Origin of the sequence: Priestia abyssalis (genome assembly GCF_002019595.1) — a bacterium.
Lineage (GTDB): Bacteria > Bacillota > Bacilli > Bacillales > Bacillaceae_H > Bacillus_BA > Bacillus_BA abyssalis.
Genome location: NZ_KV917369.1, coordinates 202,883 through 225,592, shown reverse-complemented (window position 1 = coordinate 225,592; position 22,710 = coordinate 202,883). Strand labels below are relative to the sequence as shown.

Here is a 22,710-nt window from a genome sequence, read left to right as displayed (position 1 = left end):
ATACAGGTGTTATGTTTACTCAAACGAACATACAATAGGATAAATGTTCCTTTTCCATCGAAACATACAGAATAACAAACACATTCCTGAAAAGCGGTTCCTGCAGGGAAGTATTACCCTTTTCTCCTATTTATACATCCCAACTTAATAACTCGTCACATATTCCTTCCACAGAGGGACACTCACAATCGGGCATTTAGACAACTTGAATGTGCACTCAAGGGTTCACCTATGCGGATGGCGCCAACACCGTAAGGAGGGTGTCAGCCGCTTAGGTCTAGAAAATTGGACATGACCGTTCTTTGGTCATGTCCAATTTTCTAAATCGATCCATATAAAATCATGTTAGATAACTTGACAAAAAAGTAGTACTTCTAAACACATTCCCTCTAGAATAATCCATTATAGTTAATTACCCCATCTTACCATGAAAGGGAAGATTAATGATGAATGAACACCGTTACTTTCTTGACTTGGCGTTAAAAATAGCAGCTGAAAATGTCCAAAATGGAACAGGAGGGCCGTTCGGGGCTGTCATTGTTCAAAATGGAAAAGTGATTGGAACCGGGGCAAATCAGGTCACCACCACTCACGATCCGACTGCCCATGCCGAAATTCAAGCGATTCGTCAAACCTGCCAGACCCTCTCCACTTTCCAGCTTCAAGACTGTATCATTTATACAAGTTGTGAACCGTGCCCCATGTGTATGAGCGCCATTTACTGGGCAAGAATCAAAGGAGTGTATTATTATCACAACCGTACAGAAGCCGCTGCCATCGGATTTGATGATGATTTGATTTACCGTGAAATTCCGAAGTCTCCCAGCGAACGAATCATCTCTGCCCAACAAGTTTCCTTTCCGGTCTCTGCCGAGGAAAATCCTTTCCACCTTTGGAAAGTTAATCCGAACGTTATTCACTATTAACTCCCATTAATCAAGAAATCACGTTAGAGGAAATGCCGAAGACATTGTCAATCATTTTAAAGAGGCAAGTACGAGGCCAAATTATCGTCCGCCTCTAAATCAGTATTAAACCGCGAAGCTGTCCTATAAGTCTCAAGCAAATTATAAGAAACGGTCTTTTAGGGAATGACTCAAAAGAGCTTCTTTTGAGTCATTCTCGTCACTTAATCTCCCTTTCACCAAAATTTTCATTCAAAAAAGCCAAATGGCCCACTCCCTTTTTATACATATATCGAAATACCCCTCCCCCCCCTTCTTTACGAACTATTGATTTTTCCAATAAATCCAATAAAAAAATGAATATATAACCATGTCGAAATTTGTAACATTAATGTAACAATAATGAATAATTTTTGTAATAATCCATTGCTAGTATGTAAATATTGTTTCTTTATACATATTTTAGTTACGGGGGAAATTTTGTGAAAAAATTATTGTATTCTGTTGCTCTATGCTCTTCACTAACAATATTACCAACAATTAGCCACGCCGCATTAGGCGATCAAATATTAAAACAAGGCATGAAAAATAACGATGTACAAGAACTTCAAAATAAGCTAAAACAAAAAGGATATTTCAAGCAGAATTCCACAGGTTATTTTGGTTCTGCAACTAAAAGTTCAGTTCTTTCTTTCCAGCGTACCCATCATTTAACAGCAGATGGCATCGTTGGTCCAAAAACTGTACAAGCTCTTGGGCAGTCAGCTGCGTCCACTAGTTCCATCTCTTCTGCCATTTTAAAATTGGGCATGAAAAATAATGATGTAAAAGAAGTGCAAACGCTGCTTAAACAAAAGGGATACTTTAAATCAACTGTGACCGGCTATTATGGTTTTATTACGAAAGATGCTGTAATGGCTTTTCAACGTGCCCATAACTTAAAAGCAGACGGAATTGTCGGGCCTAATACATATCGTGTCTTAATCGGTATGGAATCTGCACCTTCTAAAACTTCTTCAGCTGTAAACACTAGTAAAACTCTAAAGTCAGGCATGAAGGGTACAGCCGTACAGCAACTTCAGCAGGCTTTAAAAAATAAAGGCTACTTCAGCGGAAATGCTACTGGATATTTCGGTTCTATTACAAAAAGCGCCGTAATGGCTTTTCAACGCTCAAATGGCTTGGCTGTAGATGGCATTGCCGGTCCTGCTACTTTAAAGAAGCTATCTTCTAACCAGGTTGTTGCAGCGTCATCAAGTGTCGCCGGAGTTTCTACTATGAGCGTGACAAATGAAGTTATTTCGCTTGCAAAAAGATTGATGGGTACCCCATATGTATGGGGTGGAACGACTCCTAACGGTTTTGATTGCAGTGGATTCCTCAATTATGTGTTTGAAAAGGCGGGAATCAGCTTGCCTCGTACGGTAGCGGGCATATATGCAGCCGGAACGAAAGTAAGCAATCCAAGTGTCGGTGATCTCGTCTTCTTTGAAACATATCAACCTGGGGCTTCTCATGCTGGAATTTACCTTGGAAATGGCAGTTTCATTCACGCCTCTTCGTCTAAAGGTGTCATGATTTCATCATTAAGCAACTCTTATTGGAAACCCCGTTATATAGGAAGCAAATCCTTCTTTTAATATAAAGAAAACTAACCATCGGTAGGGATTTTTCTCTCCCACCGATGGTTAGTTAGACCCGCAGGACGCGGCGGTGTTAGTCTGTGTTCTTATGTTTGGGCTTTTACGCGAGAAAGCGAGGCGACTGTTCAGGGGCTAGATTAGGGCAGTTATTTCCCACTTAAACTTCCCAATTTTGAAGTAAGGGTCTCTTACTGCCTGTTAATGAGGGATAGAAACGAAAAGCTGCCACGAAAAGGCAGCTTTTTATGTACATTATGCTATGTTGCGGATTCATTTTAATCCATCCCCTTTGATAACACGATTGCATATTTCTTTTTTGGATATATAATTACATTAAATCAATAAAAATTGATATAGGAGTTGATTAAGCATGAAGCCATTCTCATCACAGGACCCATCATTAGAGTCCACCTTTGTCATGTATGAAGCAAAATTCAAATCATTGGCAGATCAAAAGCGTCTCCACATTATGCACCTCCTTTGTCAGCATGGTTCCACTTGCGTTTGTGATTTAAGCGAGATGATTGGTATGCCCCAATCCAAATTATCCTATCACTTAAAAATTTTATTAGATGCCAACTTAATTACAAAAGAAACTAAAGGAACTTGGAGTTATTACGAATTAAACAGCGAAGAGGTAAATAATTTATTATCACCTGAGCTCTGCTGTTTATTTCACTCTTCTTGCTAATTTCTCAAACAACAAATCCATATTTTTTAATGAACGAAATGAATAATACGATGTATGAATACAAATAGGCCATTCTTATAGATGAGAAACAAAAGAAGGTAGAAAGGTGTGTTGTCCAGACGCGGCAATATGAAGAGGTTTTAAAACGATCGATAACCATTTACTCCCGTACTATCTGCATATTGACTGATTACAATACTGCTGGCCAGTGTTTGTTCGCTGGCTTGAGAGTTAAGAAAGATAAATATCCCGATAACCATACAAGTAACAATTGCCCATATTAGCATTATAGCCTCTTTGCTCATTAGCATTCTCCCCCAATGTTTTTGTTAGAATGTATGTCTCTTTTTACCGAAACATTCAAAGATATACATGTCCTATTAAAAATTTTAAAGCGGATGAATTTTTTTATGCTAATTAAGCTTTCCGGATAATTCCCCTGCTAAATGTCCCTTATGTGTTATAAAATGCAAGAAATAAAATATAAGCCTTGTAAGCGAAGCTTATAAGGCTTATATACAAACAGAAGGATTATATTCATACATGAATATTGTCCCCTTTTTTGCTTTACGCTTCTTAAGATCTGCAAACAATGTTTTATATTCGACCATAGATAATTCCCCGCGAATATAACTTTTCTGAATGTAGACAATTAATTCATTCATATGCGAGGGTTTTCTTTTTTTCATAAGTATAAATTGATGGATTAAATCTTCTACTAACATCATGATCCTCCTGTTCATTTCGATATTTTGGTTGCGCTTACAAAAAATCATACCATGAAATTTCATATTCATTAACATAAAACGTCAGACATTTTACTACAATTTTTTCAATCAATACAGAATAAAGCTGCCAATCTATGGCAGCTTTACCTATTAAATAAACTTCCGATGCATGCTCTTTCCGTCATACGTAAACACAACCGTTTTGTTTTCCAGCATGGTTTCCATATGGACCGCTCTTCCCCATAGCTGGTAGATATATGGGACAACCTTTTCTAAATATTTTACATCCAGTTCGATACCTTCGAACCAGTGTTTCAAATACAATTCTCCATTTTTTAAATAGTCGCCGTCATTCACGGTGATGTACGGAAACCCTCCATTTACCCTCATATTGACGAGCTGATCCCGCACTTCCGTCCATTCTTTATCGACGATTTTGTAGTCTTTTCCTTGTTTTTGAAATAAATACATATCTTCTCGCATGACCAAATCTTTCGTTAAATAATTGCGGATAAATGAAATATCCGATTCGATTTCACGGACTTCAAACATCTTCTCTCTTCCTGACCCCGGCTCTATCCCTTGGCGTTTCAGCTCTTCTATTGGATTGTTGTAACGTTCTTCAATATCTTCGAAGATTTTCAGGCCAAGGTAGTATGGATTAATTCCTGTCCGTGAAGGCTGGACAACCCCCGCATTAAGTTTGGCAAACTCAATAGATTCTCCACTCGTTAAATCCATTTCTCGTAAAATTCTTTGGTGCCAATAACTTGCCCAGCCTTCGTTCATGATTTTCGTTTCAAGCTGCGGCCAGAAATAAAGCATTTCTTCCCTCATCATTGTTAAAATATCCCGCTGCCACTCTTCTAAGTTACGGCCGTACTCTTCAATAAATAACAGAATATCTTTCTCCGGATTCGGTGGGAACTTTTTCATTTTTTTTGATGGTTTGGGCTTTTGACGGCCTTTATAATCTAAATTCCATAAATCATCATACGGGCCTAAAGAAGTTTCTGGATCTTCGTCTTCCTCATCATAAATACTCCAGGAAAGCTTCGGCCGCATTAACGATGGATCAATATGCTCTTGAATTGATAATACTGCATCTAAAAAGGTTTCTACTTCCCTCTTGCCATGTATCATTTCATATTTTTGAATACGGTCAGCTGTCGCTGCCATACTTTCGACCATATCCCTTTTCGTGTTGCTAAAACGACAGTTGTTTTTGAAGAAATCGCAATGCGCTAATACATGGGCAACAATTAGCTTATTTTGAATTAAGGAATTGGAGTCAAGCAAAAATGCATAACAAGGATCGGAATTGATCACGAGCTCATAAATTTTGCTCAAACCCAAATCATAGTGAAGTTTCATTTTATAAAATTGTTTTCCGAAGCTCCAATGTGAAAAGCGTGTCGGCATCCCATAGGCACCAAACGTATAAATGATATCCGCAGGACAAATTTCATAACGCATTGGATAAAAATCCAGGCCGAAACCCGAAGCGATTTCAGTAATTTCATCAATCGCCCTCTCCAGCGCCTTCCGCTCTTCCTCTCTCATTTGTACATCCCCCTTTCGGTCTTATTCTCAATTTATGAGCTTGAACAGTAAATGATGAAGCAAAAATCACAGAACTTGCCTTTCTTATTTATTTTTATTATAATATGTTTAAATGTTTAAACGTTTGATCGTAAAATTTAATATGAATTTCTAAAAAACATAACAGAACCTCTCGCTTTTTCATGAAAACTTCACTCTTTTCCATCATTTAAGTGAGACCGCATTATCATTCTCTTTCACTTAAAGCGGTCTTATCTCCGTTAAACATGTTAATTTAAACAAACTTGTCTATTACAAGAGGTGATCAGCATTGATGATTCAAGATATTATCCAAAAGCAGTTGTGATGTATTCACACATCACAAAAGTGTGTTGAATTAAACATCAAAAATTGATCCTCCGTTTCGTTATCCTTGTTTTAAATACGGTTTAAAATTCTTAAAAAGATCCTTAAATAAGTTTTTATCAACATCGTTTCAACGGAGACCGTAACGCTGTTGTATTTTTAGGGTTTCCCTTTTATTTTTTCCTCATCATAATTTTTATCCTACTTGTCAACTGGACAGTTCCCCAACATTTACAGGGCAAGAAAACTCCACAAAACACACACAATATAATCAACTCCTCTAAAGGAGGGCTTACCATGAACAACATTGATTATGATAAAGCACTATACTACACACACCGTTCACAATGGGATAACTTATTGATTCTGATGGTTCGTACAAAAGATGATTTTCTTTCGAAAAAAATTGAACATTTTCTACATGCCTATAACTTTGAGCGAAACTATCGAGTGATTCAAGAAACACTATACTCTTTATTAAGATACATTGATCATGCTTCCATTTCATCGGAATATGAACTGTACGCTGACGAAGTATAAATGCCTCCCTGCCTTCACATATGAAGGCAGGGAATTTTTTACCCGTAAAAGTGTTAACTTCATTCATTTTCATGTTGACAATAAATCTTTTTCCCCTTACCATTTTGGATAAGAAATACATTGTTTATGGGAGGCTTTTCATGAAAAGCAATAAGAAGTTTCACACTTTAGATATTACATTAGTGGCCATGTTTGCCGCTTTAATGGCCATTGGTGCAAATATTACATCATGGGCTCCGTTTCTCCAAGTAGCGGGTGTTCCACTATCCATGCAGCCATTCTTCGCCATTTTAGCCGGACTTCTGTTGGGAAGTCGTCTCGGCGCTGTTTCCATGTTCGTATACATGCTGATTGGAATAGCAGGTGCGCCGGTCTTCGCAGGCTTTTCAGCAGGTGCTGCCGTTATCTTTAAGAGCACAGGCGGATTTATTTTATCCTATATCGTCACAGCATATGTTGTCGGTAAAATGGTAGAAGCAAAGAAAGAGCCTCAGCTTTCTACCTTCATGATCGCTTCTTTTGTCGGTATTTTTCTTATTTATTTTATCGGAACGAACTATATGTACTTGGCCGTCAACTACTGGCTTTCTGCTCCAATGAGTTATGGTACTGCATGGAAGGTCATGTTGTGGTTTGCTGTAAAAGACGTTGTCTTCACGATTGTCGGCGGCTTTTTAGCACCGCGCATTTATCGTTCTCTTCAACGCTCGGCCTATTTTGCTCAACAAAAGAACCGTACGGCTTAATAATGACGAAAGCCCGTTCACCTCTGTGGTGAACGGGCTTTCGTATTGTCACACTAGATACGCCATGTGCTGCTAACACTTCACCATCTTATGGGAGGTCAATACCATTGGAGCGTACAGACAGGAAAAGAAAGATACGAAGCGGCTCTCTAATGAATCACGGAAACGGATTTTTACTTATCATTCGTTCCTTTATGCATGCAGCTGCTTTACGGCCTGATAGGCATGCATATAAAGTTTCAACTCGATGACGATATCATCAACCAATTTTGACCCCTCTTCTGTTAAAGTTCCCTTTTCTGTAAAGCAAATTGGATCTAGCACGACTTGCTTTGGAATAACATTCGCATATAGTCCGCGTGCCACCACACGCATATTATTTAAAGCATTAATTCCGCCTTTGCCGCCTCCCGCTACTGCTAATAGCGCCACAGGCTTATGCTGAAAGTGCTGACCGCTTAGAAAATCTAATGCATTTTTTAAAGCACCGCTCATCCCGCTGTGATACTCAGGTGAAGTCAACAGAATCCCGTCTGCCTCTCCAATCGTTTTTCGCAGCGCTTGAACATCTTTTAATTCACTTTGTGCAGCTTCACCGTTAAACAGGGGCACTGTTCCTTCACTTAAATCAATGAGCTCCGCTCCGTATGCACTGGCTGCAAAACGGCTCAATATTCCTGTACGTCCTTCTTTTCTCGGACTTCCATTTATGACAACTAATTTCATGATCGAACTCTCCTTTAATCCATCTCTTTACCCTTATTATAAGAGAAATATCCTTTTCTTAAATCTTACTGAAGCTTGAACTTTTCCTACGAAAAAAGATGAGAAAATAAAGAGGATATCTCAGACTAAAGTTGTAGAAAAATAAAAGGTGAATTAAAGACTAAAAAACACTCTTTAACTCACCCTCCTGAAAGGCTTCTTCATGAAAATACAGTAAAATCAAAAAATTTGGTGATTGAGATGTCCCCAAAAACGGCCTTGGGCAGTCTCTTATTTTAGAACAATGTTGATTTACTTTCACCACTTTTTATTCTCAACCACGCCGTTTCTGACAGCGAATAAAGCCGCTTGTGTACGATCAGCCAAGTTTAATTTGGCCAAAATATTAGATACATGTGTTTTGACCGTTTTTTCAGTGATATATAAAGCGCTGGCAATTTCTTTATTGCTCTTCCCTTTTGCAATTTCTACCAACACTTCTTTCTCCCGCTTTGTCAATTCTTCAATCGGTTTCTTTTCATCATTAGCAGGCGAAGATAAATGTGTTAACACGTGGGAAGTCACTTTCGGATGAAGCTGGCTTTCTCCACGGTAAACCGCTTGAACCGCTTGCACAAGTTCATCCGGCTCTGCATCCTTTAATTGATAGCCTACTGCACCTGCCCGAATTCCTTGAATGACATGGTCTTGGTCGGAAAAGCTTGTTAAAATGAGTACCTTCACAAACGGCATACACTCTTTCAGCTTTCGAGTCGCTTCAATTCCATCCATATTCGGCATCATCAAATCCATCAACACAACATCGGGATGAAGTTTTTGCGCCAATTCTACCGCTTCAATCCCGTCCTTTGCTTCTCCTACCACTTCAATATCTTTTTGGGTTTTCAAAAAAAACAGCAATCCTCTGCGAACGACATGATGGTCGTCTGCAATTAATAATTTAATTCCCATACTTTTCCCCCTACAAAGGAATGACAACCTCAATCAATGTCCCTTTTCCTATTTCACTTGTTAATGAAAACGTGCCATTTAACATTTCAGCTCGTTCTTTCATCGTAGCCAGCCCTAATGAGAGCAGTGGATTAGCGGGATTATAATAAAAGCCGTTTCCTCCATCCTTCACTTGCAGCGTTACAGAACCTTTTTTTACCTTTAAGAAAATATTCACTCTGACTATTCCCGCATGCTTGCTGCAGTTGTTCAATGCTTCCTGTCCAATGCGCCATATTGCTTCTTCGATTTTACAAGGAAGATTAATGACTCCTTCTACAGCTACCTGTACGGCAAGACCTAACACTTTTCCATAATTCATAAACGCACAACTAATGCCGTTTTCCAGCCCCTGGGGCCGCAGCTGCCAAATAAGCGATCGCATCTCATTTAACGCTTCTTGTGACAATTCTTGAATGTAGTCCAGCATTTCCTTCACATTTGCATCCTCTACCATTTCTTTTGTTCCTCTTGCTGTTAATGCAAGTGAAAATAACAGTTGGTTAACCGAGTCATGCAAATCCCTTGCCAGCCGGTTTCGTTCCATCAAAAGGGCATGGTCTTTCTCCTTCCGGGTAAGTTCAATCCTTTTAATAGCTGTACCGATCTGATAAGCAACGGCTTCTAACAAGGCCAATTCCCCATCTATAAAATGGGTTTTATTCGGGGAAGCTACATTCAATAAACCGAACTTCTCTTCCCCTGCCCGAAGCGGCACTGTGGCATGATAGGTGATGTCTCTCGTGTCTCCCCATTTTCCTGCAATGGCATCTTCCAAGCGTTTACACTCAATGATATTGGCCGCTCGATTCAATCGTCCGTCATTGTAGCGATCTAAACACCAGCAACTTCCTTGGCACATCGGTTTTTTTTCATTTATACATAACGCCTCAGGCAGCTGATAGTCTGCTGCCAGCTGATATTGCCCGCTTTCATCAATCAAGAAAATCCAGCCGGATTCGAGCCCCGTTACATGGAGAAGCTCTTTTAATACGTCATAAAGCATTGAGTATAAATCATTTGATGAATTCAATGTTTCCGAAATCGCCTTTAAGGTTCGCAACTCAGCCATTCTTTGTTCATCTTTCAGCATTTTCATCCCCCGGTCACAAATACTTTTATTCCGCATTAACACTCCCATTGATGGAAATTTCCTTTATTTTCATTATAGCAAACAGTCTTATTAAGTACTGTCGGATTATCGCCTCATACAGACTCCATCTAAAGCCGCAGAAACTTATTTTTTACTGAAAGGACCCGTCACTGAATCCTTAATTTTATTGGATTCTCATGACGGGCCCTTTGAAGAAGATGACTTAAAGGCATACTTTTCATACCTTTGAGTCATCCTCTAAAAATTTTAATCAAACATTTGTTTAAAAAGACGAGCCGCTCGTAATCACTTGCAATAAGGCTATCTAATTAAACATTTGTTTAGTAAATAAAAATGCCAGCTAACTTGTATCTTATCACGCTTTTGAAGCAGCTTCCGCCAGCTCATTCACTCGCTTCATTAAATCTTTTTCAATTGCTTCCAACTTATCAGCGCTTTGCTTTTGACTATTTGCTTTTACACCAAAGTAAAACTTTACTTTCGGCTCTGTTCCAGAAGGACGCAAGCAGAACCATGATCCATCTTCTAAAAAGTACTTTAACACATTGGATGTTGGTAAAAGAATCTCTACTTTTTCCTTTGTTTCCAAATTGATTCGTTCACTCGTTTTATAGTCTTCCTGTAACACAATCTTTTGGTTCCCGACTACGGCTGGAGGATTTTGACGGAAAGAAGATAAGATATATTGGATCTGCTCTGCTCCTTCTTTTCCTTTCAACGTTAAAGATTTCAATCCCTCACGGTAATAACCATACGTTTCAAAAATTTGGTGAAGAGCTTGATAAAGCGTCATCCCTTGTTTTTTATAGTAAGCGCATACCTCTACAGCCAATAAAACGGCTTGTACAGCATCTTTATCACGGGCAAAGTCACCGATTAAATAGCCGTAGCTTTCCTCATAGCCGAACTGGAATACATATTCACCGGTTTGTTCATACTCTTTAATTTTTTCACCGATAAATTTGAAGCCCGTCAACGTATCTATAGTCTTGACTCCAAACGAATCAGCAATGGCTCGGCCAATTTCTGATGTGACAATGGTTTTTAACATAACTCCGTTTGTCGGCAATGCCCCTTTTTCTTTTCGCTGTGACAATAAATAATGCAGCAGAATCGCTCCGGTTTGGTTTCCTGTAAGAAGTACATATTCCCCGCTTTCATCCTTTACCGCTACCCCTAAACGGTCCGCATCCGGATCTGTGGCGATTAAAATGTCAGCATCAATCTTCTTGCCTTCTTTAATCGCATATTCAAATGCCGTTGCTTCTTCAGGGTTAGGTGACTTCACAGTGGAAAAATCGGCGTCTGGAAGTTCTTGTTCTTTGACCACGACTACATTCTTATATCCTAAAGATTGCAATGCTTTTCGTACCGATTTATTCGCTGTGCCATGAAGCGGTGTAAATACAATTTTCAACTCATCGCCGATTTCTTGTGCAAGAGAAGGATTGACCGAGATGGTAAGAAGCTTTTCATTATATGCTTCATCAATTTCGCGGCCAATGATTTTAATCAACCCCTTTTTCTTTAAGGATTGTTCATCGTCCACATGAATCGTAAGCTCATTTTCAATTTTATTGACTTCTTTCACTAGTTCATCAGCGGGACCTGGAGGGAGCTGCCCTCCATCTGAACCATACACCTTGAATCCATTGTATTCAGGAGGATTGTGGCTCGCTGTAATGACAATACCTCCAACTGCATTCAAATGGCGCACAGCATAAGAAAGCTCGGGAGTGGGACGAAGCTCGTCAAATACATATGCTTGAACCCCTTGCGAAGCTAAAGCCTTCGCTGATTCCATCGCAAACTCCGGTGATTTATGTCTTGAATCGTAGGCAATGACGACGCCGCGTTTTTTCGCTTCTTCACCAAATGATTCGATGTAGTTCGCAAACCCTCTTGCAGCTTTACGAACCGTATATAAATTCATGCGATTCGTACCAACCCCGATTTCACCGCGCATACCTCCTGTACCGAATTCCAACTCTTTATAAAAACAGTCTTCCAACTGCTTTTCGTCATTTTTCATTTCTATCAATAAATTACGCATTTCTTGATCTAGATTTTCCTCTTGTTCCCAAAGTTCGTACTTTTTCATCCAACTCATACAAAAATCCCTCCGACAGAAGATAAGTTTAAAGAAGAGGGGGTAGCCCAAAAGGGAATTTCTCCCCTTTTGGGTCACCCCCTCACAAAACGTTATAACATGCTTTCTTCAAAACCATTTCTACAAAAAAACACATCTTCCTGCTTTTAATTATCTTTAATACTCATTCATAAGAATGATTTATCCTGCTTATAAGCAACAAATTGGAGATGGATAAAAGCATCCATCTCCAATTCTTTACGTAAACTTATATGCCAAACTGATTTTATCATAACACATCAAGCTCGTTAACTTACCTTTTCTGTCGTCTCTTCTTCCACCGTTACAACCGCGTCATGCAAGTGTTTTTCCAACTCTTTTTTATACATCATTTTTTGTTCAAAAGACCATTTTAAATCATTGGCCATATAATCCACCACTTCATCTTTCCACGCCTTCACCCAGTTAATATCAAAAAAGAGGGCCCCTGTTCGGCGAATGAAAAAATCGATAGGTTTAGTTACCATTTCTTCTTTCATCGCATAAGCGATCTGCAAAAATACGTATAACGGCAATCCGCTTTCTTTTGCTTCTGTCACATATGCTTTTGAATACTCATATACTCGCTCTATATTGGAACCATAGCGTTTTGTCAGCTTTAATGCTTCTTCTCTGGATAAGCCAAGATGTGTACCGATTTTTGCTTTTTCTTCGATAAACGCAGGAAGATTTTTAGCCCCTCCTATATGCCCTCCAGAAATCGGCATCGTTTTTGTTTGACAAGCCGAAAAACTCTTCCCTGACTCTTGTTTAAATTGTTTAGCGACGAGATCCAATACGATTTCCGCCATTTTACGGTAGCCTGTGAGTTTACCTCCCGCAATCGTAATCAGGCCGGATTCTGACGTCCAAATCTCATCTTTGCGCGAAATTTCGGAAGGGTCTTTTCCATCTTCATGAATAAGCGGACGCAACCCTGTCCAGCTGGATTCTATGTCTTTTACTCCAATATTTACAGATGGGAACATATAGTTGATAGCATCAATTACGTATTGGCGGTCCGCTGTTGTCATACGAGGGTGTGCAATGTCCTCTCTATAAACCGTATCTGTTGTGCCCACATATGTTTTTCCATCTCTTGGAATGGCAAATACCATTCTCCCATCTGCTGTATCAAAATATATTGCTTGTTTTAAAGGAAAACGTTTTTGATCAATAACAAGGTGGATTCCTTTTGTTAATTGCAGGGATTTACCTGTTTTGGAACCGTCTTTTTCACGAAGCGTATCGACCCAAGGTCCTGCTGCATTCACAATTTTTTTGGCATACACTTTATACGTTTTTTTGGAAATCTGATCAACAAGGACGGCTCCTATTACTTTACCGCTCTCATAAATGAATTCTTCCACTTTTGTATAATTCAACGCGTCAGCCCCGTGCTGTACGGCTTCCTTTATAACTTCAATGGTTAAACGGGCATCATCGGTTTTATATTCCACATAATAGCCGCCGCCTTTTAATCCGGCTGACTTTACAAGCGGTTCTCTTTTCAATGTTTCATTTGCACTTAACATAGATCTTCTTTCGCTTCTTTTTACACCTGCTAAATAGTCGTAGACCAATAAACCGATAGAGGTGGAAAACTTGCCGAATGTTCCCCCTTTATGCATGGGTAAAAGCATCCATTCAGGTGTTGTCACATGGGGGCCATTTTCATATACAATGGCGCGCTCCTTTCCAACTTCCGCTACCATTTTCACTTCAAATTGTTTTAAATAACGCAATCCTCCATGAACGAGCTTTGTCGAACGACTTGATGTTCCTGCCGCAAAATCCTGCATTTCCACTAACGCTGTTTTCATCCCCCTAGTTGTTGCATCCAGCGCAATCCCGCATCCTGTAATGCCTCCTCCGATAACAAGAAGATCATAAGTTTCTTTTTCCATTTGTTTTAAAATATTTGTACGTTTTTCACTCGAAAATGTCATAGCCATTATAAATCCCTCCATTGATCGTTCAATATTTAACGTCTGAAAGCTTGTGCAAACGCTTCCTTTAAACCAAACGAAAAAGAGACCACAAACATCCTTATATCTTTTAATCGATATAAGGGGTTTGTGGTCTCTCCGTTTCTCCAGCCAAATTATTAACTTGATTAAATTATAACATACATCAGTTGAAAATAGTAGAAAAAATTTAGAGAATGACTCAAAAGGTATGCTTTTCATACCTTTTGAGTCATTCTCCTGAAAGGACCCGTCATGAAAATCCAGTAAAATCAAGGATTCAGCGACGAGTCCTTTCAGTAAAAAATCATTGTTTCAGCTTGTTTAAAACTTATGGGACAGCCACTACTCACCCAAAAGATTCCTTTGTTTCATACTGCATGAACAGAAGATAATCTTCCCGAATCGAAATTTCTTTTATTTAAAGGTAATAGCCGCCTTAATGGCTTTTTTCCAACCATTATACAAATCTTCACGTTTTTCTTCTTCCATACTTGGATTAAAGGATGTATCAATATTCCATTGTGCAGCAATTTCTTGCCGGTCTTTCCAGTAGCCCACCGCTAGTCCTGCCAAATATGCCGCGCCTAAAGCCGTTGTTTCATTGATCACCGGACGTTCAACCGGCACATTTAACAGGTCGCTTTGGAATTGCATTAAAAAATTGTTCTTCACTGCCCCGCCGTCTACTCGAAGTTTTTTCAAGGTAATGCCAGAATCAGCTTCCATCGCTCCAACCACATCTCTAGCCTGGTAAGCAAGAGCTTCCAAAGTCGCTCGAATAAAGTGTTCTTTTGTTGTCCCACGAGTCAGACCGAAAACGGCTCCCCTTACATCACTGTCCCAATAAGGAGTTCCTAAACCGACAAACGCAGGAACAACATATACACCTTCCGTTGACTCCGCCTTTTCTGCATATCTCTCACTCTCTTTTGCATCTTTAACCATGCGCAACCCGTCGCGAAGCCATTGAATGGCAGAACCGGCAACGAAGATACTTCCTTCTAACGCATATTCCACTTTTCCGTCAATTCCCCAAGCAATGGTTGTTAGTAAGCCATGGTCAGATGAAACAGCCTTTTCTCCTGTATTCATGAGCATAAAGCAACCGGTTCCATAAGTATTTTTAGCCATTCCCTTTTCGTAGCAAGCTTGCCCGAATAATGCTGCTTGCTGATCCCCTGCTGCTCCTGCAATCGGAATAGACTCTCCGAAGAAGTGATAATCAATTGTATGAGCATACACTTCCGACGATGGCTTCACTTCAGGAAGCATGGCTTTAGGAATCTCTAAGATTTCCAGCAGTTCATCATCCCATGTTAATTCATTAATGTTAAACATTAATGTTCTTGATGCATTGGAGTAGTCCGTTACATGGACTTTTCCACCGGAAAGCTTCCAAATCAGCCACGTATCAATCGTCCCGAACAACAATTCTCCTTTTTCGGCTCTTTCTCTTGCCCCGTTTACATGATCTAAAATCCATTTTACTTTTGTTCCCGAAAAGTAAGCATCAATTAATAAACCCGTTTTTTGACGGAATACATCACTGTATCCTTTCACTTTTAACTCTTCACAAATACCAGCCGTTTGGCGGGATTGCCATACAATGGCGTTATATATTGGGCGCCCCGTCTCTTTCTCCCACACTACCGTTGTCTCACGTTGATTGGTAATGCCAATTCCGGCAATTTGTTTTGGAGAAACACCGGACTCCGATAAACATGACGCAATCACAGCTAAAATGGAACTCCAAATCTCATTTGGATTATGCTCGACCCATCCCGGCTTAGGAAAGTGTTGGGCGAATTCCTTTTGAGCGCTGTACACCACTTCACCTTTTTGATTAAAAAGAATGGCACGGGAGCTTGTTGTCCCTTGATCTAACGATAAAATATATTTTTCCATAATCAACCCTCCACTTGCATACGAATAAATAAGAAAATCCACAATCCTTTCCCAAAAATGGAAGAAATGATTGTGGATCTCCGGTTCTCCGTCACATGGTATTAACTTACTTGCTAGTTTACTAGAAGGTGAAACCGCTGTCAACTACAGCATGTTTACCTAATAGTTCTTCCATAAGTCTCTCTTTGAAGTTGTAACAGCCGTCGCTCCCGCCCTCAATGCTTCCGCTACATCTTGCTCGCTCCGGATTAAACCGCCTGCTAATACAGGAATGTCAGTTTTCTGATAAACCTCTTGAATAAGGGAAGGAATAATGCCCGGAAGGATTTCAATATAATCAGGCTTTATTTTTTGAAGTAAATGGTAACTTTTTTCCAGGGCCGTACTATCTAATAAGAACACGCGCTGAATCGCATATACACCCTTTTGTTTCGCCTTCATAATGACACTGGAGCGCGTTGAAATAATGCCTGCCGGCTTTAATTCCTGACATAAAAACTCAACCGCATACTCATCATGCTTTAAACCTTGAATCAAATCCACATGTAAAAGCAGCTCCTTGTTCACCCTTTTCACTGCATTCATGATTCCCTTTAGCTGACCAAGATGGCTATCTAAAAGAACACCGTATTTATAATCGCTTTCCAAAAATTTCTCAAGCTGCTTCATATCTCTCACCGCAGGCAAAATCTGCTGTCCATCAAAAGCCATCTCACTCACTCCATTTAAAAATTAATATACTGACAGTGTAATCAAAACGAGCATAATTATCCATGTCGTTTCATGAATTATATGGCTTAAACCCGACAAGTTCAATCTCCGCTACGTTAATTTATTTCATATTTTCTGTTATTTCACCTCGAATAAACTTAAAAAATTCTTGGCATAAACAAATAGACAGGGGCGCTTTTTGCCCCTGTCTATTTGTTTATGTCGATTTTTTATATTGAATGCTATATATATCATGACGGCGATCCTTCAATTGGCGAACCGTTCCTGATTGACGCTGCCTCCGTAAAATCTCTAAATCTACATCGCCGATGACGACCATCTCGATGTTATCATTGCACTCTCCCACGATCCCATCACGGGCAAATTCAAAATCGGAAGGAGCAAAAATGGCTGACTTTGCATACTGGATATCCATGTTTTCTACTTGAGGCAAGTTACCGACCGTTCCCGCAATCACTGTGTAAATTTGATTTTCTACGGCCCTTGCCTGCGCACAATAACGAACTCTCAAATAGCCTTGGCGATCTTCCGTACAAAACGGTGTAAAAATAATATTCGCCCCTCTTTCAGTGGCGATGCGGGCTAATTCCGGGAACTCGATATCATAGCAAATTTGAATGGCAATTTTTCCGCAGTCTGTATCAAAGACTTCTACTTTATCTCCGCGGCTGATCCCCCACCATTTCCTCTCATTTGGTGTAATATGCACTTTATATTGCTTCTCAATCGTTCCGTCACGGCGAAATAAATAAGCAATATTGTAGATGCCGTCTTCTTCTTCCACAAAGTGAGATCCGCCAATGATGTTCACATTGTATTTGACCGCAAGACTTGTAAACAATTCAATGTATTGTTCCGTAAATCCCGCCACTTTTTGTACAGCCTTGCTCGGAATCTTTTCATTTAGAAACGACATAAGCTGTGTGGTAAATATTTCTGGAAATACACAAAAATCTGATCCTGCATCATATGCAACATCTGTGTAATACTCCACTTGTGTAGCGAACTCTTCAAATGAATTAATTTGTTTCATCATATACTGGACAACGCAAATGCGAACAGGAAAAGCGGTTCTAAAGTGGCGTTTGGATGTGGGTACATAATCAACATTGTTCCACTCCATTAATGTTGCGTATTTATTAGAAGCTGCATCATCCGGCAAATACCCTCTATTGATTCGCATTAAAGTAAAGCCGTTCCGAAGCTGGAATGTTAAAACAGGATCGTAAATTTTATGCTTCATCACCTGCTGAACATATTGCCGCGGCGAGAATTCTTCGGCATATTTGTGATAATTGGGAATTCTTCCTCCAATGATGATGCTTTTTAAATTCATCTCGCGTGCCAACTCTTCTCGTGCTTCATATAGACGGCGGCCTATCTTCATACCTCTATAAGCAGGATGAACCATCACTTCTATACCATATAAATTGTAGCCATCAGGATTATGATTAGTGATATACCCTTCATCCGTAATGTCATCCCATGTATGCTGGTCATCATATTCATCGAAGTTGACAATTAAGCTGGAGCAAGAACCGATGATTTTCCCCTCATATTCCACACAAATTTGACCTTCTGAAAAAATAGCCAAATGGCTCTCAAGCTGCTCTTTCTCCCATGGAATCATTCCGGGAAAGCAAATTTTCTGTAATTCAATAATTTCATCTATGTCTGCATGTTTAATATTACGAAGAATTATTTTCTTTTCGAATTTCGATAAGTCAATCGTTGACACGTCTATAGCAACCCCTTTTAGTCTATCTTTTTTTCTTTTTCCCTAAACTCTTTACAGTTAAACCTAATTATGACAAGAGCGTACATTTTATTTTTGCTGCTTTTTCTCATATTAAGCAGCACTCGACCTTCATAATGGAAAGACCGCCTGCGAAATCCTGGTTGTATCCGATTTCGCAGACGGCCTTTTTCTATCTCTTCGTTCCAAAATATTCATTAGCTTTTTCAATGACAGCTGTTGGCAAGTAGCTAATATAAATGCGGTCAAGGTTTAAATCCACTACGCCTCCACCGATGTCTACCGCTCCTATTTTTGTATCTACATTGTATACTTTGTAAACCGCCCCTGGCTGCAACATCGTGGTAGTCACTTCATATTTGCCGGTTGCATTTTTCTTCAACAAGGTCATCGGTTTCTTTATCTCCACAAAACCAATTTGACCTTTTGACAACTCTTTCCCTTCAAAACAAACCCCTTTACATGCTGGAGGGTTTGCAACAGGCGGTGTCTTAGGTGCAAAATATTGTTCTACTTTTTGAATGATTTCTTTTGGTAAATAATCGACTTTAATGCGAGCCAGATTATGATCTATCACGCCTCCACCGATGTCTACCGCTCCTATTTTTGTATCGACATTGTATACCTTGTACACAGCTCCCGGCTGTAATGTCGTGCTGGTCACTTCATATTTTCCGCTTTCGTTTTTCTTCAAGAGTGTCATTGGCTTTTTAATCGTCACAAAACCGAGCTGCCCTTTCGATAATTCTCTTCCTTCAAAACAGATTCCTTTACAGACATGGGGGGCTGAAACACTTTTCGCTGCATAACCGTGTTTATTGGCAACCGTTTCAAAAGCCTGAGATTTAAATTGCCCGATGATGACTTTCGTTTGCAGTTCAACTTGACTGAATAACCATCTTACGTCCTCATCATACATTCGAACGCACCCTGAACTCACATATTTCCCAATGGAACTCGGGTTGCTGTTCCCATGAATGGCGTATGTTGTTCCATATGTACCTCGTGCATTTAAACCGAGCCATCTATCTCCAAGCGGATTGCGCGGATCTCCTCCTGGTATACCTCCTTTATAATAAGGACGGTTTTTAATTTTATTTACTATATTAAAAGTTCCTTCAGGAGTATAACTATCTTTTCTTCCTGTTGCTACACTAAATGTTTTGACTAGTTTTCCATTCTCAAAGAATGCCAATTTATTTGTTGACTTGTTGATAATAATCAACTGGTTCTTGCTTGCTGCAAATGCCGCCGGGGTTGTACAAAAAATCATCAAGACTGCTAAGATTAGACCAAACACTAGCTTTCTCACTTTTTATCCCCCTTTTTCTCTGTACATAGAGGAATTATAAAGGAGGATAATTGGTAATAAAAGGCTTTAGACTAAACAAGTCAAAAAATTACAAATATTATAATTACTTTCGACAGCTGCGTTCAAAAGATGCTCTTTCCAACTTGTACAACTGTTGAATATTTTACATTCTAAATATTGTCCTCTATAATTTTCCTAGAGAGTTTACAGATTGTGAGGGAGTTTAGGTGGAGTCTAACAAACGTCAAATTGAGTCATGGCTATTCTTTTCTTGGATTGTCTCCTTTATCGCTACAATGGGGAGTTTATTTTTTTCTGAAATTCTGCAGTACATACCTTGTGAATTATGCTGGTTTCAACGGATTTTCATGTACCCGCTTGTCATCATTCTTGGAATTTCTTACGCAAAAAAAGATTATGAAGTATATAAATACACTTTACCTTTATCAGTGATTGGAAGCATGATTTCCTTATACCACTATTCCATCCAAAAAATATCATTCATCGGAGACCGTTCCATCTCGTGTGGGGTCGTTCCTTGTACAGGAGAATATATCAATTGGTTAGGGTTCATAACCATTCCATTCTTAGCGTTTACAGCATTCATCCTCATCCTTGTTTGTCATGTCATGATCTTTAAAAACATTCGCAAAGGAGCGTAAAAGTTAATGAAGAAACTTATCATCTTTGCTGCCATTATCGTCGTGTTATTTGGAGCACTGGCTTTTGTAACAATCTATCAAAATAAAGAAGAAGCAGAGGGCAATCCATATAATAAAGAACAGCTTCGCCCCGAAACCATTAAACAGCTGGATGACCCTAATTATAAAAATCAAATTTTACCTGAGGAACTTAACAAAATAATTGAAGAAAAACAGGACGCGACCATTTACTTTTATAGTCCTACTTGCCCTCATTGCCGTGTAACATCTCCTGTTGTTGTGCCGTTGTCAAAAGACATGAACATCGACTTAAAAATGTTTAATTTATTAGAGTTTGAAGATGGATGGACACAGTATAATATTGAGTCCACTCCGACCATTGTCCGTTATAAAAACGGAAAAGAAGTCGATCGAATTGTAGGTTCACAAGAAGAAGACGTATTTAAAAAATGGTTTAATGAAACTAAATAAGAAAAGGGAATGCCCCAAAACGATAAATCGTTTTGGGGCATTCCCTCAATTGACTCGAGCGGAGAAAATCATGAAGCAAAATCTCATCCTCTCACCGAGTGCAGGTTTTCTTTAAGAACAAATTGAACTCGTTTACTTTTTAATTAACAGCAAAAGAATAACCAGCAAGATTACCATAATACATATTGATTTGACATTTTTCTTTTGAAAATTGATCAATCGTTAACGGAAATGAAAACCCGTATTTGTCTAAAGTTTCAACATTACGATTGAACAATGTGCGATGATGCTGCTGAATGTCACGGTAACGAACATTTTCAATGACGGTTATTAGTGCCTGCAAGCTGCTGATGACTTGCAAAGCTTCCTTCAGTAACCCGTTATAACTTGCATTCAACGCATTATCAGGATTTAACAATTGAAGCTTTTCTATTTTTATTAACTCTTGCGAGGAGAAGTACCGAGGAATAATCTCATATAAAATTTGATTTTTCAGGTCTTCTATGTATGTCTCTATTTCAGGAGTAGCTGCACGTTCAATCCTCAATGTGGACCCACCTTTTTTATTTGTTCACCAAAATTTCACGTATGTATAGCATAACATACACTGTAAATTAAATGGTAAGGTATTTGTTCCTTGACCTTCCAATATAAGGAACAACACTGTACCGCCATTCAATCTTTATAATATGCTTTTAAACAATGTAGATGGATAGGTGATAATAATGTTAATATCTAGAAAAGGCGACTGGTTTGAAGCGATTATAACTAGCGGACAAACCGGAAAAACTATTGAAACTTTTTTGAAAGATGAATGGAAGATGCCTAAAAAGCTTCTTCATCAATTTCGAATGAACAAACAGGTAAAACTTAATAATGAAGTAGTTGGCTGGAACCAGCTGCTCCATGCCAATGACCGGCTTCAAGCACAATTTTACTTTCCGGAAGAACAAACATTTCCTCCTTTTTACACGGAACTCGATTTATTATATGAAGATGAACATTTTCTGATCACTAATAAACCGGCTGGAATTGATACACATCCCAACGAGCAAGGGGATAAGAAAACCCTTTCCAATATGGTGGCATTTCACTTTTTAACAGAAGGATTACAGACGGCACCGAGGCATATCCATCGTTTAGACCGTGACACGTCAGGAGCCATTCTGTTTGCTAAACACCCTCTTGTTGCGGCCATTTTAGATAAAATGCTGGAAAAAAGAGAAATTAAACGAACCTATATTGCCCTTGTAAATGGAATCGTCAAACAAAACAAAGGTACCATTAATCAACCGATTGGACGTGACCGGCACCATGCCACCAGAAGACGTGTCTCTCCATCCGGCCAACATGCCGTCACACATTATCGTGTATTGCATCGAAACCACAAATTTCAGCAAACATTAGTGGAGCTATCCCTGGAAACAGGTCGCACACACCAAATTCGTGTACATATGAGCCATCTGGGTCATCCTCTTATTGGCGATACCCTTTATGGTGGACTGCCCGCTTCTATTGGACAGCAGGTTCTCCATGCAGTACGTTTACAGCTGCAACATCCATTTACACAAGAAAAAATCGAAGCATTAGCCCCGCTGCCTCCTGGTATCTTTAAACATTACGAATCGGTTATTTTAAAACAATATAATATCTAAACACCAACACAGAGGCGTAAAAGACACTGCTCTTTTATGCTTCTATGTTTTTATCCTCTTCTTATTTCATATACAAATATAACTTAACTTCACACTCCTTACTCTACATTCATCTCGAATCCACTTGT

21 protein-coding genes are annotated in these 22,710 nt (G+C 39.2%); 8 read left to right on the top strand and 13 right to left on the bottom strand.

Annotation, left to right across the window (positions count from 1 at the left end; genetic code table 11):
• Positions 1-446: 446 nt before the first annotated feature.
• From BK575_RS01150 to BK575_RS01140, 3 genes are all read left to right on the top strand, one after another.
• The gene (locus BK575_RS01150; protein ID WP_078408525.1) at positions 447-926 is read left to right on the top strand and encodes a nucleoside deaminase; all 480 of its coding nucleotides are present in this window, start codon (positions 447-449) and stop codon (positions 924-926) included.
• Positions 927-1,387: 461 nt separating this feature from the next.
• Positions 1,388-2,545 carry a C40 family peptidase gene (locus tag BK575_RS01145; RefSeq protein ID WP_078408524.1) on the top strand — a complete coding sequence of 386 codons (1,158 nt, stop codon included), beginning with the start codon at positions 1,388-1,390 and terminating at the stop codon, positions 2,543-2,545.
• Positions 2,546-2,918: 373 nt separating this feature from the next.
• Positions 2,919-3,239, top strand: coding sequence for an ArsR/SmtB family transcription factor (locus BK575_RS01140; protein WP_078408523.1), 321 nt, complete (start codon positions 2,919-2,921; stop codon positions 3,237-3,239).
• A 140-nt stretch (positions 3,240-3,379) separates the two neighbouring features.
• Here the strand turns inward: BK575_RS01140 and BK575_RS28255 are convergent, their stop codons facing one another.
• The 3 genes from BK575_RS28255 to BK575_RS01130 all read right to left on the bottom strand — a co-directional run bounded on the left by BK575_RS28255 (position 3,380) and on the right by BK575_RS01130 (position 5,530).
• The gene (locus BK575_RS28255; protein WP_169907475.1) at positions 3,380-3,526 is read right to left on the bottom strand and encodes a hypothetical protein; all 147 of its coding nucleotides are present in this window, start codon (positions 3,524-3,526) and stop codon (positions 3,380-3,382) included.
• Positions 3,527-3,751: 225 nt separating this feature from the next.
• The gene (gene yppF, locus BK575_RS01135; RefSeq protein ID WP_169907473.1) at positions 3,752-3,967 is read right to left on the bottom strand and encodes a YppF family protein; all 216 of its coding nucleotides are present in this window, start codon (positions 3,965-3,967) and stop codon (positions 3,752-3,754) included.
• 150 nt (positions 3,968-4,117) lie between these two features.
• Complete coding sequence (locus BK575_RS01130; RefSeq protein WP_078408521.1) at positions 4,118-5,530, bottom strand: SpoVR family protein; 1,413 nt, start codon at positions 5,528-5,530, stop codon at positions 4,118-4,120.
• Positions 5,531-6,172: 642 nt separating this feature from the next.
• Between BK575_RS01130 and BK575_RS01125 the strand changes: the two genes are divergently transcribed.
• Both BK575_RS01125 and BK575_RS01120 read left to right on the top strand, forming a co-directional pair.
• Positions 6,173-6,415 carry a YhdB family protein gene (locus tag BK575_RS01125; protein WP_078408520.1) on the top strand — a complete coding sequence of 81 codons (243 nt, stop codon included), beginning with the start codon at positions 6,173-6,175 and terminating at the stop codon, positions 6,413-6,415.
• A gap of 140 nt (positions 6,416-6,555) precedes the next feature.
• Complete coding sequence (locus BK575_RS01120; RefSeq protein ID WP_078408519.1) at positions 6,556-7,161, top strand: biotin transporter BioY; 606 nt, start codon at positions 6,556-6,558, stop codon at positions 7,159-7,161.
• Positions 7,162-7,353: 192 nt separating this feature from the next.
• On the opposite strand, the gene BK575_RS01115 is transcribed toward BK575_RS01120, so the two are convergent.
• The 9 genes from BK575_RS01115 to BK575_RS01075 all read right to left on the bottom strand — a co-directional run bounded on the left by BK575_RS01115 (position 7,354) and on the right by BK575_RS01075 (position 19,794).
• A complete protein-coding gene (locus tag BK575_RS01115) occupies positions 7,354-7,887 on the bottom strand; it encodes an NADPH-dependent FMN reductase (RefSeq protein ID WP_078408518.1) in 534 nt (177 codons plus the stop codon).
• 297 nt (positions 7,888-8,184) lie between these two features.
• Positions 8,185-8,838 carry a response regulator gene (locus BK575_RS01110; protein WP_078408517.1) on the bottom strand — a complete coding sequence of 218 codons (654 nt, stop codon included), beginning with the start codon at positions 8,836-8,838 and terminating at the stop codon, positions 8,185-8,187.
• Between the two features lie 10 nt (positions 8,839-8,848).
• On the bottom strand, positions 8,849-9,970 hold the full coding sequence (locus tag BK575_RS01105; RefSeq protein WP_328589542.1) for a GAF domain-containing sensor histidine kinase: 1,122 nt from the start codon (positions 9,968-9,970) through the stop codon (positions 8,849-8,851).
• Positions 9,971-10,346: 376 nt separating this feature from the next.
• A complete protein-coding gene (locus BK575_RS01100; RefSeq protein WP_078408516.1) occupies positions 10,347-12,101 on the bottom strand; it encodes a phospho-sugar mutase in 1,755 nt (584 codons plus the stop codon).
• 287 nt (positions 12,102-12,388) lie between these two features.
• Complete coding sequence (locus BK575_RS01095) at positions 12,389-14,074, bottom strand: glycerol-3-phosphate dehydrogenase/oxidase (protein ID WP_078408515.1); 1,686 nt, start codon at positions 14,072-14,074, stop codon at positions 12,389-12,391.
• A gap of 429 nt (positions 14,075-14,503) precedes the next feature.
• A complete protein-coding gene (gene glpK, locus BK575_RS01090) occupies positions 14,504-15,994 on the bottom strand; it encodes a glycerol kinase GlpK (protein WP_078408514.1) in 1,491 nt (496 codons plus the stop codon).
• A gap of 159 nt (positions 15,995-16,153) precedes the next feature.
• Positions 16,154-16,705 carry a glycerol-3-phosphate responsive antiterminator gene (locus BK575_RS01085; protein ID WP_078408513.1) on the bottom strand — a complete coding sequence of 184 codons (552 nt, stop codon included), beginning with the start codon at positions 16,703-16,705 and terminating at the stop codon, positions 16,154-16,156.
• A gap of 217 nt (positions 16,706-16,922) precedes the next feature.
• Positions 16,923-18,464: a bifunctional GNAT family N-acetyltransferase/carbon-nitrogen hydrolase family protein gene (locus BK575_RS01080; RefSeq protein WP_078408512.1), complete on the bottom strand. Its 1,542-nt coding sequence runs from the start codon at positions 18,462-18,464 to the stop codon at positions 16,923-16,925.
• A 190-nt stretch (positions 18,465-18,654) separates the two neighbouring features.
• On the bottom strand, positions 18,655-19,794 hold the full coding sequence (locus BK575_RS01075) for a L,D-transpeptidase (RefSeq protein WP_078408511.1): 1,140 nt from the start codon (positions 19,792-19,794) through the stop codon (positions 18,655-18,657).
• Between the two features lie 227 nt (positions 19,795-20,021).
• On the opposite strand from BK575_RS01075, the gene BK575_RS01070 reads away from it, so the two are divergent.
• Together BK575_RS01070 and BK575_RS01065 are read left to right on the top strand one after the other, a co-directional pair.
• On the top strand, positions 20,022-20,456 hold the full coding sequence (locus BK575_RS01070; protein WP_078408510.1) for a disulfide oxidoreductase: 435 nt from the start codon (positions 20,022-20,024) through the stop codon (positions 20,454-20,456).
• A gap of 6 nt (positions 20,457-20,462) precedes the next feature.
• Positions 20,463-20,927: a thioredoxin family protein gene (locus tag BK575_RS01065; protein ID WP_078408509.1), complete on the top strand. Its 465-nt coding sequence runs from the start codon at positions 20,463-20,465 to the stop codon at positions 20,925-20,927.
• 139 nt (positions 20,928-21,066) lie between these two features.
• Here BK575_RS01065 and BK575_RS01060 read toward each other — a convergent pair whose 3' ends face one another.
• Complete coding sequence (locus BK575_RS01060) at positions 21,067-21,474, bottom strand: DUF5365 family protein (protein WP_078408508.1); 408 nt, start codon at positions 21,472-21,474, stop codon at positions 21,067-21,069.
• A gap of 178 nt (positions 21,475-21,652) precedes the next feature.
• Between BK575_RS01060 and BK575_RS01055 the strand changes: the two genes are divergently transcribed.
• Positions 21,653-22,582 carry an RluA family pseudouridine synthase gene (locus BK575_RS01055; protein ID WP_078408507.1) on the top strand — a complete coding sequence of 310 codons (930 nt, stop codon included), beginning with the start codon at positions 21,653-21,655 and terminating at the stop codon, positions 22,580-22,582.
• Positions 22,583-22,710: the final 128 nt, after the last annotated feature.

Coding starts and splice junctions, on each gene's coding strand:
- BK575_RS01150 (WP_078408525.1), top strand. CDS start 447: ATGAATGAACACCGTTACTTTCTTGACTTGGCGTTAAAAATAGCAGCT.
- BK575_RS01140 (WP_078408523.1), top strand. CDS start 2,919: ATGAAGCCATTCTCATCACAGGACCCATCATTAGAGTCCACCTTTGTC.
- BK575_RS28255 (WP_169907475.1), bottom strand. CDS start 3,526: ATGCTAATATGGGCAATTGTTACTTGTATGGTTATCGGGATATTTATC.
- yppF (WP_169907473.1), bottom strand. CDS start 3,967: ATGATGTTAGTAGAAGATTTAATCCATCAATTTATACTTATGAAAAAA.
- BK575_RS01130 (WP_078408521.1), bottom strand. CDS start 5,530: ATGAGAGAGGAAGAGCGGAAGGCGCTGGAGAGGGCGATTGATGAAATT.
- BK575_RS01125 (WP_078408520.1), top strand. CDS start 6,173: ATGAACAACATTGATTATGATAAAGCACTATACTACACACACCGTTCA.
- BK575_RS01120 (WP_078408519.1), top strand. CDS start 6,556: ATGAAAAGCAATAAGAAGTTTCACACTTTAGATATTACATTAGTGGCC.
- BK575_RS01115 (WP_078408518.1), bottom strand. CDS start 7,887: ATGAAATTAGTTGTCATAAATGGAAGTCCGAGAAAAGAAGGACGTACA.
- BK575_RS01110 (WP_078408517.1), bottom strand. CDS start 8,838: ATGGGAATTAAATTATTAATTGCAGACGACCATCATGTCGTTCGCAGA.
- BK575_RS01105 (WP_328589542.1), bottom strand. CDS start 9,970: ATGCTGAAAGATGAACAAAGAATGGCTGAGTTGCGAACCTTAAAGGCG.
- BK575_RS01100 (WP_078408516.1), bottom strand. CDS start 12,101: ATGAGTTGGATGAAAAAGTACGAACTTTGGGAACAAGAGGAAAATCTA.
- BK575_RS01095 (WP_078408515.1), bottom strand. CDS start 14,074: ATGGCTATGACATTTTCGAGTGAAAAACGTACAAATATTTTAAAACAA.
- glpK (WP_078408514.1), bottom strand. CDS start 15,994: ATGGAAAAATATATTTTATCGTTAGATCAAGGGACAACAAGCTCCCGT.
- BK575_RS01085 (WP_078408513.1), bottom strand. CDS start 16,705: ATGGCTTTTGATGGACAGCAGATTTTGCCTGCGGTGAGAGATATGAAG.
- BK575_RS01065 (WP_078408509.1), top strand. CDS start 20,463: ATGAAGAAACTTATCATCTTTGCTGCCATTATCGTCGTGTTATTTGGA.
- BK575_RS01055 (WP_078408507.1), top strand. CDS start 21,653: ATGTTAATATCTAGAAAAGGCGACTGGTTTGAAGCGATTATAACTAGC.